The 16,808-nt window shown below is 73.5% G+C and carries 13 protein-coding genes; 2 read left to right on the top strand and 11 right to left on the bottom strand.

The window, feature by feature from the left end; all coding sequences use genetic code 11:
- Window positions 1–77 precede the first annotated feature (77 nt).
- Complete coding sequence (locus ACZ58X_RS28915; protein ID WP_470336522.1) at window positions 78–1,043, top strand: LysR family transcriptional regulator; 966 nt, start codon at window positions 78–80, stop codon at window positions 1,041–1,043.
- Here the strand turns inward: ACZ58X_RS28915 and ACZ58X_RS28910 are convergent.
- The 11 genes from ACZ58X_RS28910 to ACZ58X_RS28860 all read right to left on the bottom strand — a co-directional run bounded on the left by ACZ58X_RS28910 (window position 1,004) and on the right by ACZ58X_RS28860 (window position 14,594).
- Window positions 1,004–2,275: an MFS transporter gene (locus tag ACZ58X_RS28910; RefSeq protein WP_470336521.1), complete on the bottom strand. Its 1,272-nt coding sequence runs from the start codon at window positions 2,273–2,275 to the stop codon at window positions 1,004–1,006. The two genes, ACZ58X_RS28915 and ACZ58X_RS28910, sit on opposite strands and share 40 nt — an antisense overlap.
- Window positions 2,272–2,973 (bottom strand): TIGR03086 family metal-binding protein, encoded by a 702-nt coding sequence (locus ACZ58X_RS28905; protein WP_470336520.1) that lies wholly within the window; start codon window positions 2,971–2,973, stop codon window positions 2,272–2,274. The genes ACZ58X_RS28910 and ACZ58X_RS28905 overlap by 4 nt, the downstream gene beginning before the upstream one ends.
- Window positions 2,970–3,440, bottom strand: a complete 471-nt coding sequence (gene paaI / locus ACZ58X_RS28900; protein WP_470336519.1) for a hydroxyphenylacetyl-CoA thioesterase PaaI — start codon at window positions 3,438–3,440, stop codon at window positions 2,970–2,972. Before paaI ends, ACZ58X_RS28905 begins: the two co-directional genes overlap by 4 nt.
- Before the next feature lie 110 nt (window positions 3,441–3,550).
- A complete protein-coding gene (locus tag ACZ58X_RS28895; protein WP_470336518.1) occupies window positions 3,551–4,870 on the bottom strand; it encodes a flavin monoamine oxidase family protein in 1,320 nt (439 codons plus the stop codon).
- Window positions 4,867–5,100, bottom strand: coding sequence for a phosphopantetheine-binding protein (locus tag ACZ58X_RS28890; protein WP_360237721.1), 234 nt, complete (start codon window positions 5,098–5,100; stop codon window positions 4,867–4,869). The genes ACZ58X_RS28895 and ACZ58X_RS28890 overlap by 4 nt, the downstream gene beginning before the upstream one ends.
- A 17-nt stretch (window positions 5,101–5,117) precedes the next feature.
- Window positions 5,118–6,665 (bottom strand): amino acid adenylation domain-containing protein, encoded by a 1,548-nt coding sequence (locus ACZ58X_RS28885; protein ID WP_470336517.1) that lies wholly within the window; start codon window positions 6,663–6,665, stop codon window positions 5,118–5,120.
- Between the two features lie 63 nt (window positions 6,666–6,728).
- On the bottom strand, window positions 6,729–7,994 hold the full coding sequence (locus ACZ58X_RS28880; protein WP_470336516.1) for an MFS transporter: 1,266 nt from the start codon (window positions 7,992–7,994) through the stop codon (window positions 6,729–6,731).
- A 10-nt stretch (window positions 7,995–8,004) separates the two neighbouring features.
- Window positions 8,005–9,396, bottom strand: a complete 1,392-nt coding sequence (locus tag ACZ58X_RS28875; RefSeq protein WP_470336534.1) for a class-II fumarase/aspartase family protein — start codon at window positions 9,394–9,396, stop codon at window positions 8,005–8,007.
- A gap of 166 nt (window positions 9,397–9,562) precedes the next feature.
- On the bottom strand, window positions 9,563–11,503 hold the full coding sequence (locus ACZ58X_RS28870; protein ID WP_470336515.1) for an FAD/NAD(P)-binding protein: 1,941 nt from the start codon (window positions 11,501–11,503) through the stop codon (window positions 9,563–9,565).
- A gap of 42 nt (window positions 11,504–11,545) precedes the next feature.
- A complete protein-coding gene (locus ACZ58X_RS28865; RefSeq protein WP_470336514.1) occupies window positions 11,546–13,261 on the bottom strand; it encodes a class I adenylate-forming enzyme family protein in 1,716 nt (571 codons plus the stop codon).
- Window positions 13,254–14,594, bottom strand: a complete 1,341-nt coding sequence (locus ACZ58X_RS28860; protein ID WP_470336513.1) for a KamA family radical SAM protein — start codon at window positions 14,592–14,594, stop codon at window positions 13,254–13,256. The genes ACZ58X_RS28865 and ACZ58X_RS28860 overlap by 8 nt, the downstream gene beginning before the upstream one ends.
- A gap of 567 nt (window positions 14,595–15,161) precedes the next feature.
- On the opposite strand from ACZ58X_RS28860, the gene ACZ58X_RS28855 reads away from it, so the two are divergent.
- Entirely contained in the window at window positions 15,162–16,745 is a 1,584-nt protein-coding gene (locus ACZ58X_RS28855) for a class I adenylate-forming enzyme family protein (protein WP_470336512.1), read from the top strand.
- Window positions 16,746–16,808 lie beyond the last annotated feature (63 nt).

Below are 16,808 nucleotides of genomic sequence, written 5' to 3'. Positions count from 1 at the left end.
TCGGGAGACTGAGGATTACCCGAACAGGCGGCTGGTCATGAGGCATTGTAAGGACCGTGCGATCTGTTGAGGCAGACATGTCTATTCGGGAGGGGGCGGTTCCGGTGCTGGATCTGCGCGAGGTACGGACACTGTTGACACTCGGGGAGGAACTGCACTTCGGGCAGGCCGCCAAGAGACTGCGCGTGTCGCAGTCCAGGGTCAGCCAGACGCTGCGGGACGTGGAGCAGCGCATCGGCGGCCAGCTGTTCGAGCGGACCAGCCGTCAGGTCAGGCTGACCAAACTGGGGGTGGGCCTGGTCGACCGGTTGAAGCCGCTCTACCAGGAGATGACCGCCGCGTACTCCGAGACGGTGGCCCAGGCCTGCGGCGTCGACGGGCAGCTGCGGCTGGGCTTCACCGGTGCGGCCGGCGGGTCGTACGCGGCGGGCCTGATACGCGCCGGCCAGGCGTACGCACCGGAGTGCGACATCACCCTGCACGAGGTGGCCTGCAGCGACCTGCTCGGCCCGCTGCGCCGGGGCGAGGTGGACGCGCTGGTGGTGCGGCTGCCGATCGAGGAGCCGGACATCACGGTGGGGCCGGTGATCGGCCTGGAGTCGCGGATGCTGGCGGTCGCCCTGGACCACCCGGTCGCGGAGCGGCAGTCGATCTCGATCGAGGAGATCGCGCACGAGACGGTGTTCGCGCTGGCGAACACCGCGCCCGACTACTGGCGGGACTTCCACCTACCGCTGGCGACGCCCGCCGGGCACGTGCTGCGCCGGGGGCAGGAGGTGCAGACCTGCCAGGAGATCCTGTCCCTGGTGGCCGCCGGGAAGGGGGTGGCGCCACTGGCGGAGTCGGTGGCCCGCTACTACGCCCAGCCGGACGTGGCGTTCGTCCGGATCCACGACCTGCCACCGGCGCCGGTGGCGCTGATCTGGCGCACCGCCGAGGAGAACGCCCGGATCCGGGCGATCGCGGAGTGCGCGGCCCGACTGGCGGACGCCACCGTTCCCGGTCAGGTCCGCCGGCGGGTCCCGGTCCCCGCGCCGGCCTGACCGGGCCGCGACGGGTCGGGCCGGGGCTGACCCGGCTGTGGCCGACCCGGCTGCGACTCCCCCGGTTTCGGGCGCGCCCATGCCCCGGGCAGCACCGCGGCCACCACCGCGCCCGACAACAGGAAGGCCCCACCGACCCCGACCAGCCGGGAGGCGACACCGACCAGCAGGGAGCCGGCCCCGGTGCCCACGTCGTACGCCATGTTCCAGGCGGTGCTGGCCGTGCCGCGGCGGGCCGGTCCGGTCCGGGCGAACACCAGCACCAGGGTCTCGTTCTGCAACGCCCCGAACCCCGCCCCGCAGAGCACGGCCGCCAGGGCCGCCGGGACCGTCGCCGCAGCGGTGAGCAGCACCGCCGCGGCGATGCCGCCCGTGCCGAGGGCCGCGGCGATCACCGCCGGGACCAGCGTGCGGCCCTCGCCGATCCGGTCGGCGAGCCCGCCCGCCGCCAGCCGGCCCAGGATCATGGCGGCGGACAGCGCGAACAGCACCACCGCCGCCGCTCCCGGGGCCGGCAGTGCGAAGGCCACGAACGAGGTGACGCCGCCCACCGCGGCCGCGCTCGCGGCCAGCAGCGCCAACAGGCCGACCAGCGGCGCGAGTCCGCCGGCCGGCGGGTGCGGTGGAGCCGTCGGCGGCAGCGCGGACGGCTCCACCGCGGCCTCCAGCACGGCAGGCTCCGCGGCCGGCACCACCAGCGCCCACGCGAGCGGCACCGCGAGCCCGCCCAGCAGCGTCGCGCCCAGGAACACCGCCGGGAAGCCGAAGGTCTGCGCGCACCACACCCCCAGCGGCAGGCAGATCACCTGCGGGAGCCCCGCCGCGGCCCCGTACCAGCCGACCACCGCGGCCCGCCGGCCCGGCGGGGCCAGTTCGGCGGCCAGCGCGCTGCCCGCCACGGCGGCCATGCCGAACCCCGCGCCCCGGACGGCCGAGACGGCCAGCACCCACCCCAGCGCGGGCGACAGCAGGTAGGCCGCCGTCGGCAGGCTGAGCAGCAGGGAGCCGGTGATCAGCAGCCGGCGCAGGCCGAGCGCCGGGACCAGCCGGCCCATGCACAGCTGCACCAGGATGCCCGCGCCCATGGTCACCCCGGTGGCCGCCCCGGCGCCGACGTCCGAGGAGCCCCCGGTCGCGGACCAGAGCGGCACCACCGAGAGCAGTGGCGCGTAGTCGGAGAAGACGGCGAAGGTCGCGGCCAGCAGCAGCGGGAGGTTGCGCGCGCGGATCACGCCCCGGCGCCCGGCTCCCCCGGCCCCGCGGAGCCGGACCGCGGTGCGCCCGCTCCGGCCGCGTCGCCCGGTTCGGCCGCTTCGCCAGGTTCGGCCGGCCAGCGGGGCGAGCGGCCGAGCATCGCCAGGATCCGGTCCAGCCGGTCGGTGCTGCCGGTGGGCAGCCCCGGCCGGAAGGAGGACCCGGGCTGGAGCCGGTTGCTCCCGTCCGGCACCTCCTCGACGTACGGCAGCACCGCGTCGAGCAGTTCGGCCTCGTACGCGGCGGGCACCCCGATCGCGGCGGCCACGTCCCAGCCGTGCACCACGTAGTCGACGAAGTGGAAGCCGATCGCCGTACGGGCCGGGAACATCTGTCCGCCGCGGACCTCGGGCAGCCAGAACTCGGTGTCCAGCACGCCCTCCCGGGCGAAGGCCCGGCTCACCCGGGCCGAGGAGTCCCGGAAGGCGCCGGCCCAGTCGTCGCCGAACTCTCGGTCGGCCCAGTCTGCGCGCTCGGTCCGCACGCCTTCGGCGGCGGCGGCGAAGCCGTGGTTCTGGCCGATCATGTGGGCCAGCAGCTTGTGCAGCGTCCACTCCGAGCAGGGGGTCGGCCGGTCGAGGTCCTTGGCCTCGACCCGGTCGATGATCTCCTCGGTGACCTGGAGCGCCCGCCGGTCCCAGGGCCGGATGTCGGGTGTGGTGTCGATGGGGATCACCGGTCCTTCGACTGCGGGCGGGAGGACGGGACGGGCTGGCCGGGCAGCGACTGGCTCTGGCCGCGGAACTCGGCGATCACCTTGCCGTCCGCCCGGCGCACCGTGACGTCGTAGATCCCGCTGCGGCCGAACCGGGAGCGCTCCACCGCCTCGGCGGCCAGCTCGTCCCCGGCCGAGGCCGGGCGCAGGAAGGTCACCTGGGCCGCCTGGGCCACGGTGGCGACGCCGTGGGTGTTGCAGGCGTAGGCGAAGGCCGCGTCGGCGAGCAGGAACAGGTAGCCGCCGTGCGCCGTGCCGTGGCCGTTCACCATGGTGTCGGCGAGCTTGAGGTGCGCGGTGGCGCGGCCGGGGCCGACCTGGTCGATGGTGATGCCGAGCGCCTGGCAGGTCCGGTCGTCGGCGTACATGGCCTCCGCGCAGCGCCGGGCGGTGGCCTCCGCCTCCGGCGCCGCCGAATCACTGGTCATGGGTGGGCTCCTGGGGCTGTCGGGTCCTGGGCGCGGGCGGATGCCGGTACCGCGATCGGTACCGGCACCCACCACAGCGATGTGACGATATATCAGTCGCTCGGGGCCGGTCAGTCGACCGGAGCGATCTCCTCCGCCGCCCGCAGGCCCGAGCGGATCGCGCCCTCCATCAGCCCGAAGAACTCGGTGCTGGTCTCCGTGCCGGCCCAGTGCACCCGGCCGAACGGCTCGGTCAGCTGCGGGCCCTGGGCCAGCCAGTCGCCCGGCCCGAACAGCGCGGCGTAGCAGCCGCGGCTGTACTCCTCGTTGATCCAGTCGGTGACGTGGTAGCCGATCGGCTCGGGCAGCTGCGGGAAGAGCCGCCGGGCCTGGGCCAGGACGGCGGTGCGCTGCTCCTCGGCGGGCAGGGCCGCGAAGGTCCGGGCCTCGCTGCCGGTGACGAAGCCGGTCAGGATGCCGACGCCCTCACCGGGAGGCGAGTCGTCCACGGTGGACAGCAGCGGCCCGTCGGAGCTGACCGACCAGCCGGACAGCCCGTGGTCGCGCCAGAGCGGCTTGGGGTGGATCAGGTGGACCTTGACGGCGCAGCCCCGCGCGGTGGCCGAGCTCGACCGCGGCGCGGGCAGCCCGGGCCGGAACTCGATGGTGTCGGCCAGCAGCGGCGGCAGCGCGATGACCACGCTGTCGCCCTCGTGCACGCCCTGGTCGGTGTGGACCCGGACCCGGTCGCCGATCTGCTCGACCAGGCGCACCGGCCGGGAGAGCAGCACCCGGTCGCCGAGCTTGTCGGCCAGCAGTTCGCTCAGCCGGTGCGCGCCGCCGTCGACCCGCTCCTCCTGGGCGCCGCCCTGGAAGGCGTTGAGGTAGCGGATGCCGCCGCCGGAGTTCAGGTAGAAGGCCATGTGCAGCACCGACACGTCGGCCGGGTCGGCGGCCATCATCTCGCCGAGGAACAGCGGGAAGAACAGCTTGGCGTCGGGGTGCTGGACGTTCTGCTCGATCCACTCGGCCACGGTGAGCCGGTCCAGCCGCTCCGCGTCCGGGGTGAGGTGCGGGGCGTCCGCGCGGACCGCCTTGGTGACCTCGTCCAGCAGGTCGAACATCTCGCCGAGGGCGATCGGGCTGAGCGGCGGGAAGCGGCCGTCGGTGCTCTCCGGGTCGCCGCCCAGGGAGAACCGGCTCTGGCCGAGCATGGTGGTGGGCGCGGTGGCCAGGCCGAGCCGCTCGATCAGTGCCTTGAGCTCGGTGTGGCGCTCGCCGAGGTAGGCGGCGCCCGCGTCGGCCCACTGGCCGGGGGCGACCTCGATGCCGTGGGTGCGGCCGCCGACCCGGTCGCGGGCCTCCAGGACGGTCACCTCGACGCCTCTGGCGGCCAGTTCGGTGGCGGCGGTGAGTCCGGCGAGGCCGGCGCCGACGACGATGACGCTCATCGGGCCGCACCTTCGATCAGCTTGGCCAGGGCGGCCGGGGTCGGGGCGTCGATGAACTCGGCGATGCCGAACTCCGCGCCGAATTCGCGGGCGACCCCGCTGAGCACCCGGGTGGCGAGCAGGGAGTCCCCGCCCAGGTCGAAGAAGTCCGAGTCGGCGGTCACCTGGTCTGATTCCAGGACCCGGCCGAAGATGCCGATCACGCTGTCGACGGTACCAACGGTGGACACGGTCGTTCTCCTTGGCTTCAGTTGCTGGTTGCGTACATCTGGTGGGTCCGGCGCCGGTCGACCTTGCCGCTCGCGGTGAGGACGAGTTCGGGCACGACGGTGATCCGGGACGGTACGAGGTGGCTCGGCCCCGACTGGCGCAGGTACCGGGCGAGCCCGGCCGCGAGGGTGGCGGTGTCGGCGTGCGGACGGGGTGTCACATAGGCGACCAGGACGGTGTGGTCGCCCAGCGCGGCGCCGGTGGCGGCGGCCGCCGCCACGTCCGGGTGGGCGCAGATCTGGGCCTCCACCTCGCCCGGGCTGACCCGGATGCCGCGGACCTTGAGTTCTTCGTCCAGGCGGCCCTGGTGGACGAGGACGCCGTCCGGCTCCCGGCGGACCCGGTCGCCGGTGCGGAAGTAGCGCCCCGGCGCGCCGGGCAGGTCGAGTTCGGCGAACCGCTCGGCGGTGACCTCCGGCAGGCCCCGGTAGCCGAGCGCCAGCCCGTCCCCGCCGATCAGCAGTTCGCCCTCCTCGCCGAGTTGCTCCCGGACGTGCGGCAGCGCCCGGCCGATCGGCACGACCCGGGTGGTCCCCACGAGGACGGCCGGGCCGGCGAGCGGTCCGTGCAGGTCGATCGCGTGGGTGACCAGGGTGGTCTCGGTGCAGCCGTAGGTGTTGACCAGCCGGACCGCGTCGGCGCCGGGCAGCGCGCACCAGTCGTCGATCCGGGCCGGCCGGGCCGCCTCGCCGCCGATGACGACGGTGCGCAGGCTCTCCGGCAGGGCGGCCCGCTCCTCGGTCAGGTGGTTGACGAACTCGTGCCAGAACGCCGTGGGCAGGTCCAGCAGGGTGATCCGGTGCCGCTCGACCATCCGCAGGAAGCGCGGGAAGGAGGCCGAGTAGGCGTCCGCGTCGAAGACCAGGGTCGCGCCGACGGTGAGCGCGGGCAGGATCTCCTCGAAGCAGGTGTCCCAGTTGAGCGAGGCGAACTGGAGCACCCGGTCGCCGGGGGCGACCGCGAACAGGGTCGCCAGCGAGGCGACCGAGGCGCCGATCGCCCGGCGCGGGGTGACCACCGGCTTGGGCTGCCCGGTGGAGCCGGAGGTGAACAGCAGGTAGGCGGGGGCGGCCGGATCGGGGTCGGGCAGCCGGCCCGCCGGGAAGCCGTCGGGCTCCCCGGTGCCCGCGGCGTCGGACGGGTCCAGCACCGGCACCCCGGCGGGCAGCCGCCCGGGGTCCGCGGCGATCGCGCTGCGGACCTCGGCGGCCGCCAGCAGCGCGGCCTTGCGCTCCAGCGGGAACGCGGGGTCGATCGGGCAGTAGGTGCCGCCGGCCGCGAGCACGCCGAGCAGCGCCGCCACGGTGTCCGCGGAGCGGGAGGTCAGTACGGCCACCGTGCCGCAGTCCGGGCCGAGCCGGGCGGCGATCCGCCGTACCCGGCGCTCCAGTTCGCCGTACGTCACGGTCGACGTGTCGTCGACCACGGCGACGGCGTCCGGGTCGCGCCGGGCGGTCTGCAGGAACCGGCGCAGGACGTCCACCTCGGCCGGGTCGTACCCGGCCGGCCGGTTGTCGTCAGTCATGGGAAGCACCTCGGGTAGACGTGGACGGGGACGGGGACGGGGTCGTGGGGAGCCGGTCTCCGGTCAGCGGCGCGCCGACCCGGAGACGGGCACCGGCTCGCTCCCGTCGCGCTGCAGGCGCTGCTCCTTGCGCTGCTGCACCAGCAGCCCCGCGGTGGCGGCCACCGCGAGCACCATCACGGCGATGCCGTACACCGTCGCGGTGGACTTCAACCCGATGTGGCCCACGGCCACCCCGGCGGCGACGGCCGGCAGGCTGAACCCCAGGTAGCAGACGACGTACATGCTGGCGATCAGTTCGGCGCGGACGTCCGGTCCGGCCAGCGGCCCGACGGTCTGGAAGGCGCTCAGGAAGCCCGTCCCGAAGCCGTACCCGGCGATCACCGTGCCGACGAAGAACAGCGGGGTGGAGGCCGCGGCCAGGGCGCCCAGGGTGGCGCCGACCCCGATGAAGAAGGCGACGAAGCCGAGGGTCATGGTCTGCCGCGGCGGGTGGTTGCGGCGCAGCAGCGAGCCGATCGCCCCCGTCCCGGTCAGCGCGAAGATGACCAGGCCGCCGATGACGTGGTTGGAGATGTGCAGGATGCCGGCCGCGATCGACGGGCCGAGCGACATGTAGAGGCCGCCCAGCGCCCAGACCGCGAACAGGCAGGGCACCACCACCAGGAACATCGGCCTGGCCTCGCGCGGGATGCCCATCCGCGGCGTCAGCGAGGCCGGCGCGCCCGGCCGGCGCGGCGAGGTCTCGGCGAGCGCGGGGACGCACAGCGCGCAGAGCACGAAGGCCGCGAGCAGCAGCGCGTACACCAGGGTCTGCGGGTGCGGTGCGTACTGGACCAGCAGGCCCGCGCCGAGCGCGCCCAGTGCCAGGCCGACGATCGGCGCGGCGCTGTTGACCAGCGGGCCGAGCCTGGGCCGGTGCTGCGGGGCGAGGTCCAGCAGCGCGGCGCTGGTCGCCCCGGTCGCGGCGCCGGTGGCCAGGCCCTGCGCCACCCGGGCGGCCATCAGCCAGGCGACGCCGTCGGCGCGGATGAACAGCGCCATGCTGACCACCTCGACGACGAGCGCGCCGAGCAGCACCGGCCGCCGGCCGACGTAGTCGGACAGTCCGCCGACCACCAGCAGCGCGACCAGCAGCGCCAGGGCGTAGGCCGCGAACACCTCGGTCAGGGTGATCGAGGAGAAGCCCCACTTGGCCTGGTAGACCACGTAGAGCGGGGACGGCGCGCTGGAGGCGAACAGCAGCAGGCACTGGGTGGTGGCGATCAGCCAGAACGCCACCGGACCGCGCAGCCCGCGGGGGCGCACCGCCGGGGAGAGGTCACTCATGCTGGCTCCTTCACGCGTGGTTCTCCTGGTGGCGCCGCAGCACGCGGTCCACCAGCTGTTCGGCGGCACCCAGGTAGCCCTCGGGGGCCAGCAGGTCCTGGACGGTGACGCCGGCCGGCAGCTTGGCCACCAGGTCCGCCCGGGCCTCCATCACCTCGGTGAACGAAGCGACGCCGGAGGCGGACCGGCGGGCGCACTCGGCGAGCAGCTTCTTCGCCTCGGCCTTGCCCAGCAGCGGGGCGAGGGCGACGTTCAGCCGCTCGGAGACGATCGAGCCGCCGGTGAGCGCCAGGTTCTCCCGCATCCGCTCCGGGAAGACCTCCAGGCCCTCGGCGAGTTCCACGGCCGTGTACGCCGCGCCCGAGGCCAGCCGCAGCGCCTCGCGCAGCGGCTGCCACTCGGCGTGCCAGGCGCCGGGCGCCCGCTCGTCCTCGGCCACCATGCTCTGGGCCAGGATCAGGGCGTGGGCGGGCAGTTGACGGGCGGCCGCCATGATGAGGGTGGCCAGCACCGGGTTGCGCTTCTGGGGCATCGCCGAGGAGACGCCGCGGCCTGCGGCGGCCGGTTCGGCGACCTCGCCGACCTCGGTCCGGGACATCCCCTGGACGTCCAGGGCGAACTTCCCCAGCGTCCCGGTGACGGAACTGAGCACCCAGCCGAGGTCGTTCAGCGGGACGCGCAGGCTGTGCCAGGGGGCGGAGGGCTCACGCAGGCCGAGTTCGGCGGCGAACCGCGCCGCGAGCTCGATCCCGTGGCCGGGCCGGTCGGCCGGGGTGGCCCGGGCGTACTCCTGGTAGGCCGCCATCGTGCCGGCCGCGCCGCCCAGTTGGGCCGGCAGCAGGGCGGCGGTGCGGTCGACCCGCTCGACGGTGTCCAGCACCGAGTCCAGCCAGCCGGCCGCCTTCAAGCCGAAGGTGGTGGGCACGGCGTGCTGGGCCAGGGTGCGGGCGGCCATCGGGGTGGTGCGGTGTTCGTCGGCGAGCTTCGCCAGCGCCGCGGCCACCCGGGAGAGGTTCTGCCGGATGTCGGCCAGCACTCTCGCGCCGAGCAGCATCGCGGCCGAGTCCAGGATGTCCTGGCTGGTGCTGCCGAGGTGCACGTACCCGGCCGCGGCGGGGTCGACGGCGGCGACCGCCGCCGTCAGCTCCCGGACCAGGACGACGACCGGGTTGGCGGCGCCGCGGGCCTCGGCGGCCAGCTCCACGACGTCGATCCGGGCTCTCGCGGCGCCCTCGGCGATCGCTCCCGCCAGGTCGGCGGGTATCACGCCGAGGGACGCCTGGGCACGGGCCAGCGCGACCTCGGTCTCCAGCATCGCGGCGACCCATGCCTCGTCGCCCAGGGTTCGGAGCGCGTCGGTGCCCGCCCAGACCGGTGAGAGCAGTCCGGCGTCGACGCTCACCGGTGCGCGGTCACTGCCGCTCGGTCGGCGGACGGTCGAATCGGACGCGGTCTGATCGGGCACTGCGCGGTCCTCCTTCTGGATGGTTCAACTCAGGACTTTCTCAAGGGACTCGTCGGTACGACCGGCGGCCGGGGCCACCGGGTGGTGCGGTGCGGCCGGGTACTCAGAGGGTGACCCGCACCCGCGCCGCCGACGGCGAGCGCTGGCCCGGTTCGGCCGACAGGCACGCCCGGGCGATCGCGTCGGCGTCGCCGAGGATCACCGAGTCGACCCCGGGCCGGATCCCGGCCGCGGTCGCCCAGTGCACCGTCTCGGTCGGCACCCCGAAGGCGTAGCGGTACGGGTGCACCCGGCCCGCCGCGTCGACCAGCCGGTACGGGCGCTCGGTGACCGTCAGCCCGCCGGTCTCGACGTGCCCGTCGGTGCCGGTGGGGATCAGGTACGGCCGGCAGGCCCGGCGGTCCAGCAGGTTGCGGACCAGCGGGTCCTCGGTGGTGCGGATGTCGACCTCGGGCAGCCGCGCCTCGATCAGCGCGGTCACCTCGACCTCCCCGCCGGGAACGGACGTGGAGTCGACGGTGAACCCGGCCCCCGCCGGTGCGGGCGTGACCCGCATGCCGGGGGCCAGCATGGTCACCACGCCCGCCTCGACCAGGGCGATCAGCTCCTCGATCCGTCTGGGCGGCGGACCGATCGAGACGTAGGCGTTGAGCGGGGTGTACCAGGACTGCAGCTCGTCGCGGTAGGACTCGCCGGTGATCCCGGCGTGGTCCACCAGCAGGCGGACTTCGTTGCGCAGGTCGCGCATGACGTCCAGGGCCGCTTTCAGCGCCCCGCTGACGTTGCCGCGCCGGGCCTCCACCAGGTCCTGCCGCAGGTGGCCGAGCAGCCATTCCTGGAACTCGACCCGGCTGAGGAACTTGCGGTCCCCGTACGGCCGGGCGATCGCGTCCCAGTCCCAGCGGTCGGCCGGCCCGAGGCCGAACCGGCCGAGCAGCTCCTCGTCGTCCGCGCCCGGCAGCCGGTCGCCGTACTCCCGCAGGAAGGCGTCGGCCTGCTCGCCGCCGCGCCGCTCGGAGATCAGCGCGTGGTAGTAGACCCCGGTGACCTCGCGGTCGACCAGCGGCCAGATGTGCCGGGTGAACTCGACCTCCGCGCCCAGCCGGCGCTGCTCGCGCAGCACGTTGATCCGTTCCATGGTGCGGGAGTTGGGCCAGTGGCGGCCGAAGGCGCCCTTCTGGTTCTCGCCGCGCGCGTGGTACGGGATGCCGCGCCGGGAGCCGGCGTACATCAACGGCTCCCGTCCGGACGGGCGGTAGCGCAGCCGCTCGCCCTCCCGGACGAAGGTGCCGCCGCGGCCGGTGGTCAGCAGCGTCAGGTAGTCGAAGAAGTTGAGCCCCAGTCCCCGCAGCGCGACCGGCTGGCCCGGGGCGACGAAGTCCAGGTCGGCCTCGGCCGGGTTGGCCGGCGGCAGGTAGCCGAGGCCCTGCGCCCGGGCGTAGCCGTCCAGGCCCAGTTCGCCGGCGCTCGGCGGCATGTCCAGGTGCCCCTGGGCCAGGACGACGCTGTCCAGCAGCAGTCCGCTGCCGTCGTCCAGGGTGACGATCTGCGAACCGTCCTCGGCCTCGGTCAGGCTCACCGCGGTGTTGCGGTGCAGCCGGATCGAGACGTGGTCGGGGGCCGTGCTGATCAGGCGGTCGAGCACCCAGACCAGGTAGTGGCCGTAGAAGGCCCGGGAGGGGTAGGAGTCCGGGCCGAGCTCCGCGGCCTCCTTGCTCACCCACTCCGGGTACTCGAGGGGCTCCAGCTCGATGTCCAGCTTCGCCCACTCGTACAGGCTCGGTCCCGGACGTATCGGGCCTTCGCAGGTGACGCTCGGGTCGGTGAACATGGTGACCTGCGACGCCACCGTGTTCATCAGCAGTTCGGTCGGCTGCGTGACGTCCCAGACCCGGCCGCCGCTGCCGACGTACGGATCCACCACGTGGATCACGACCGGGTGGCCGCCCTCCGTCGCGTTGACGGTTAACCGTTCCACGACGGAGAGGCCCCGGGGACCGGCGCCGATGACGCCGATCGCACGTGTCTGCTTCTCTCCTGACATAGCTCTTCCTGGTAGCCGTGAAGGAGTGGAGGTGGAGCCGGACTACTGCTGGGCGGCGTCGGCCGTCAGCGCGGTGGCGTAGCGGGTGCGCAGCTCGCGCTTGAGCACCTTGCCGGTGGGGCCGGTCGGGAAGTCGCCCTCCTGCTCGGCCACGAAGACCGCGGCCAGCTCGGCGAGGCCCGCCGCCGCCATGGCCTTGTTCGCCGCGTCGAGGATCTTGGCCGGGTCGGTGCCGACCGCGCCCTCCTGGAGCCGGACCACGGCGATCGGCTGCTGGCCGTCGCCGAGCGCGCCGGGCACGCCGATGACCGAACAGTCCATCACCAGGTCCTCGCAGTCGGCGATCAGCACCTCCTCCAGCGGGAGGCTGTAGACCGGGCCCGCGGCGGTGTTGATCACGTCGACCGTGCGGTCCAGGTGGTAGAACCGGCCGTCCTCGGTGCGGCGGGCGATGTCACCGGTCAGCCAGTAGCCGGCCAGCTCGAAGCTGCTGGTCAGCTCCGGGTCGTTCCAGTAACCCGGGGTGCGGGACGGGGTCTTGACCGCGAGGTAGCCGACCGTGCCGTCCGGCACCTCGTTGCCGTCGTCGTCCAGGACGGCGGCGTGCTCGACCACCTCGACCGGCAGGCCGACGCAGCGGTCGTCGCGGGGCGTCTCCGGGGTGGTGACCTGGCCGAACAGCGCCATGCCCATCTCGGAGGAGCCCAGCCCGTCGACGAACCGGGAGCCGGGCAGCACCGCCTGGCCGGCGTCGCCCTCGGGGAGCAGCCAGGGCTGGATCAGGCCGGAGGGGCGCTCGCCGAGCCGCACCAGCCGGCGGATGTGGCCGAAGTGCGCCGAGTCGCCGGTGTTGAACCAGGTGTGCACCTTGGCGGCGGCCTCCACCGGCGCCTCGCCGGTGGCGAGTTCGACGAAGGTGCGGGCGAAGGAGGCGACCATGGTGGGCTGGAAGGCCTTCATCACCGGCTCCACCGCGGTGCGCCGCCAGTCGCCCATGGTCAGGGTGGGCAGGCCCAGCAGGATCGTGGTGAGCAGGTAGCTGAGACCGCCGGCGTGGGTGTGCGGCATCAGCGACAGCAGCCGGTCGTACGGCTCGGCCGGGAAGCGCACCATGCGCGTCTCCTTGCCGACCCAGAACTGGCGGTGGGCCACCATGGTGGACTTGGGGGTGCCGGTGGTGCCGGAGGAGTGGATCAGCCCCACCACGTCCTCGGCGGCGTGCCGGTACGGGTAGACGTCCGGGAGCGTGCCCGACTCGGGGTCGTGCGCGCGGATCTCCGCGGACGGCACGATGAACCGGGGCCGCGGCTGACCGGGCTTGTAGGCCGCCGAGATCAGCCGCGGGTCGTCCGCGACCAGGCCGACCACGCCGACGTGGTCCAGGTAGCGCTTGGCCGTCGCGATCGGCATCGCGTCGTTGACCAGCGCCGGGACGGCACCGAGCGCGGTGAGCGCCAGGAAGTGCAGGATCGGCTGGAGGCCCTCGGCGATGTAGAGCGCGACCGGATCGCCGGGGCGCACGCCGTTCGCCCAGTACCAGCGGGCGTACTGGTCGCGGATGGCCTCCAGTTCGCGCAGGCTGTACCCGCGCAGCGCCACCTGCCCGCGCTCGTCCGTCCGGTGGCTGTAGACCAGCGGCACGTCGGTGTTCGGGTTGTACTTGAGGGCGTACTGCAGGAAGTTGCCGGCCCCCAGGTCGGGATCGACCAGGAACTTCTGCCGTACCGAGAGCGGCGCGATGGGGCTGAGGTCACTCATGGGAGCTCCTGGTGCTCGGGACGGTTTCCGACACTGCGACGTGGGAGCGCCACCACTCGCGCCCCGCCTCGCCGAGGGTCTGGATCGGGTCGTAGTACTCGTACGACTTGGCGAGCGCGTACGGGTCGTCCTGCTCCAGGGAGGTGACGTAGTTCTTGGACCAGTACGAGATGCCGCGCTCGCGGTCGTAGTGCTCGGTCTGGTGCACCCAGCGCTTGCCGACGAACGGCACGTCGCAGACCAGCCGGGGCGTGGCGAAGCCCGGCAGGTACCCCATGACCGACTGCTGCAACGCCTGGGTCTCCCACAGGGCGAGGCGCCAGTGCTCGGCGTTCGGGATCATGTCGCAGAGGTAGAAGTAGTACGGCATCACGCCGGCGCCGTCGAGCAGCGCGAAGCACAGGTCGAGCAGCGACTCGGGGGTGTCGTTGACCCCGCGCAGCATGACGCCCTGGTTGCGCACGTCGCGCACGCCCAGGTCGAGCATGCTCCGGGCGGCCCGCGCGTTCAGCGGGGTCACCTGCTGCGCGGAGTTGGTGTGGGTGTGCACGGCCAGGCTGACGCCGCGCTCGCGCGCGGTGGCGGCCAGCCGGCCCATGGTGCGCTGGGCGTCGTCGCTGAGCCAGTGCTGCGGCAGGTCCATCAGCGCCTTGGAGGCCAGCCGGATGTCCCGGATGTGGTCCAGCTCCAGCAGCGCCGAGACGAAGGACTCCAGCCGCGGCCACGGCACGTTGGCCACGTCGCCGCCGGAGACCACCACGTCGCGGACGGTCGGCGTCCGGCGCAGGTAGTCCAGCATCGCGTCGTGGCGGTCGGCCTGCTTGACCGTGAACTTCAACTTGAGGATCTGCGGCGTCGAGTTGCCGACCAGGTCCATCCGGGTGCAGTGCCCGCAGTACTGGGGGCAGGTGGAGACCAACTCGGCCAGCACCTTGGTGGGGTAACGGTGGGTCAGGCCCTCGACCACCCACATCTCCGCCTCGTGCAGCGAGTCCCGCGAGGCATACGGGTGCGAGGGCCACTCGGGGTCCCGGTCGGAGAACACCGGCAGCATGTGCCGGCGCACCGGGTCCGCGTACATGCTCTCGGCGTCCGGCTCGGAGTGGGGCACCATCATGCTGAGCACGTACGGCGGCAGCAGCAGCGACATGGTCGCCCGCTCCGCCTGGTCGCGCTCCACGTCGAGGTAGAACTCCTCGGACAGCAGGTCGCCGTAGACCGACCTGAGCTGGCGGACGTTCTTCACGCAGTGCACCCGCTGCCACTGCGGATCGTGCCACTCCTGCTCGGTCACCTCGCGCCAGCCGGGGATCCTCCGCCAGTCGGGCTCCACCAGGGCTCTGTACCGATATGAGTAAGGCTGTTGCAACACACTTCCCCCGCAACATCGGTGTAGTGGGAAAAACCGGTGCGGTCGTGACATGGGAACGAGCGGCCCGAAGCCGCCCATCGGATATCCCGTCAGGAAAGTGAGAAAAAATCGCTCGGAGCCGAGAAGAGACGGCCCGCTCAATCCCCCGTGTCACGGCACGACTCGGTGCCTTGCCGGGATCGATCCTGCGCCGTCCGGGAGCGGCGATCAAGCACGATTCCCGAATCGATCCATCCGCCCACCAGATCGTTGCAGGTCAGCAGTTCTGCGCCGCTCCCCCCTCCGTGATCGACGGCACAGACTGTTCACATTCGTCCACTCCCCCGGTCCCGGGGAGCTCCCGACGGGCAGCGCGGCCGCCGCTACCGGGTGGCCTACCCGTTCGGGTACCCCCGTGGTGCAGCCGGTCCGGGCGCACCGTCGACGTGCCCGAACACGCCTGTTCCGCTCCGTTCACGACCAGAAGACTCCAGGTGTCAGGTCAACGGCTGACCGCCGGGTTCGGCGGGGCGGTGAGGAGAGGGCGGCATGGTGACTGCGGGCAGAGCCTGGTGGTCGGACGCGGGCGGCTACGTGCCCGAGGTACTGGAGGCGCTGGCGGAGCACCCCGACAAGGTGGTGCTGCGCTACCCGGGTACGGAGCTGACCGCGGCCGACTACCTGCGGGCCGTCACCGGCACCTACCGCACCCTGCGGGCGAACGGCGTCGGGCGCGGCACGGTGGTCGCCGTGCTCACCGCGCCCAACAGCCCGGACATGCTCAGCGTGCGGCACGCCGCCCACCTGGCCGGCGCCGCGATCTGCTACCTGCGCTCCACCAACCCGGGCACCAGCACGGCGATGCTGCCGCTCACCGACCAGCTCGGCATCGTGCGGGACACGGGCGCGGCCGTGCTGTACGCCGACCGGACCAGCGCGGCGCGGGCCGCCGAACTGGCCGAGCGGTCCGGGGCGGTGCTGGTCGGCCCCGGACAGGACGGGTCCGCCGGGACGGCGCCCACCGACGACCCCGGGGCCGTCGCCCCGGAGCGCGGGGAGCCCGACGACCTGGCGGTCATCATGTTCACCAGCGGCAGCACCGGCCGCCCCAAGGGGATCCGCAAGTCGCTGCGGTCCTGGGAGGGCACCGTGCGGATCGCGGTCGACACCCCCGCGGAGGCCGCCGAGATCACGGCCCTGTTCAGCACCCCGCTGAGCCACAGCGCCGGCCTCCTGGTCGACGGCGCCCTGGCGGTGGGCGGCAGCGTCGTGCTGCTGCCGGAGTTCGACGCGCCGCAGGTGGTGCGCGCCGTGATCGAGCACCGCGTCACCCGCACCTTCATGGCCACCACCCAGCTGTACCGGCTGCTCGACCACATCGACGACCTGGGGCACCGCGACGCCTGGTCGGCCGGACTGGCCGGCCTGCGGAGCCTGAGCTACAGCGGGACGTCGGCGGCGCCCAGCCGCCTCGCCGTCGCGCACGAGGTGTTCGGCCCGATCCTGCTGCAGCTCTACGGCACCACGGAGAGCGGCCGGATCAGCTACCTCGACCCGGCCGGGCACGCCGACCCCGCCCTGGCCGCCACCGTCGGCCGGGTCTTCCCCGAGGTCGAGCTGGAGGTGCGCGACCCGGACACCGGGGTGCCGCTGGCCGACGGCCAGGTCGGTGAGATCCGGATGCGCTCCCCGCAGCTCATGGACGGCTACCTCGACCCGGCCCTGGACGCCGGTGTGCTGCGGGACGGCTGGTACCGCACCGGCGACATCGGCTACCGCGACGACCGCGGCCACCTCCACCTGCTCGACCGGGTCTCCGACGTGGTCAAGGTCGACGGGGTCAAGATCTACCCGGCCGTGGTCGAGCGCGAGCTGCTGACCGTCCCCGGCGTCGCCCTCGCGGCCGTCTACGGCGTGCGCGACGCCGACGGCACCGAGCACCTCCACGCCGCCCTGACCTGCCGCCCCGGCACGCTCGTCGAACCCGAGGCGGTGCGCAAGCACATCAGCGCCGACCTCTCCCCGGCCCTGGCCCCCGAGCGGGTCCTGGTGCTCGACGAACTCCCCATGAACCCGACCGGCAAGCCCGACAAGGCGCGGCTGCGCGAGTACAGCGCCGCCGCCACCGCCTGAGGCCCCGCGTCAACCCGAACTTCCGTACCGATCAAGCCATTTCGCACGTCGTGTCGAACGAGA

The sequence above is a fragment of the Kitasatospora sp. NPDC040550 genome (genome assembly GCF_055594965.1).
The sequence above is the reverse complement of the archived record's forward strand: the minus strand, read 5'-3'. Positions and strand labels throughout refer to the sequence as shown.

What these genes read in the sequence shown, in the direction of transcription:
- paaI (WP_470336519.1), bottom strand. Translation starts at nt 3,440, where the DNA reads ATGACCAGTGATTCGGCGGCGCCGGAGGCGGAGGCCACCGCCCGGCGC.
- ACZ58X_RS28855 (WP_470336512.1), top strand. Translation starts at nt 15,162, where the DNA reads ATGGTGACTGCGGGCAGAGCCTGGTGGTCGGACGCGGGCGGCTACGTG.
- ACZ58X_RS28865 (WP_470336514.1), bottom strand. Translation starts at nt 13,261, where the DNA reads ATGAGTGACCTCAGCCCCATCGCGCCGCTCTCGGTACGGCAGAAGTTC.
- ACZ58X_RS28885 (WP_470336517.1), bottom strand. Translation starts at nt 6,665, where the DNA reads ATGACTGACGACAACCGGCCGGCCGGGTACGACCCGGCCGAGGTGGAC.
- ACZ58X_RS28915 (WP_470336522.1), top strand. Translation starts at nt 78, where the DNA reads ATGTCTATTCGGGAGGGGGCGGTTCCGGTGCTGGATCTGCGCGAGGTA.
- ACZ58X_RS28880 (WP_470336516.1), bottom strand. Translation starts at nt 7,994, where the DNA reads ATGAGTGACCTCTCCCCGGCGGTGCGCCCCCGCGGGCTGCGCGGTCCG.
- ACZ58X_RS28870 (WP_470336515.1), bottom strand. Translation starts at nt 11,503, where the DNA reads ATGTCAGGAGAGAAGCAGACACGTGCGATCGGCGTCATCGGCGCCGGT.
- ACZ58X_RS28895 (WP_470336518.1), bottom strand. Translation starts at nt 4,870, where the DNA reads ATGAGCGTCATCGTCGTCGGCGCCGGCCTCGCCGGACTCACCGCCGCC.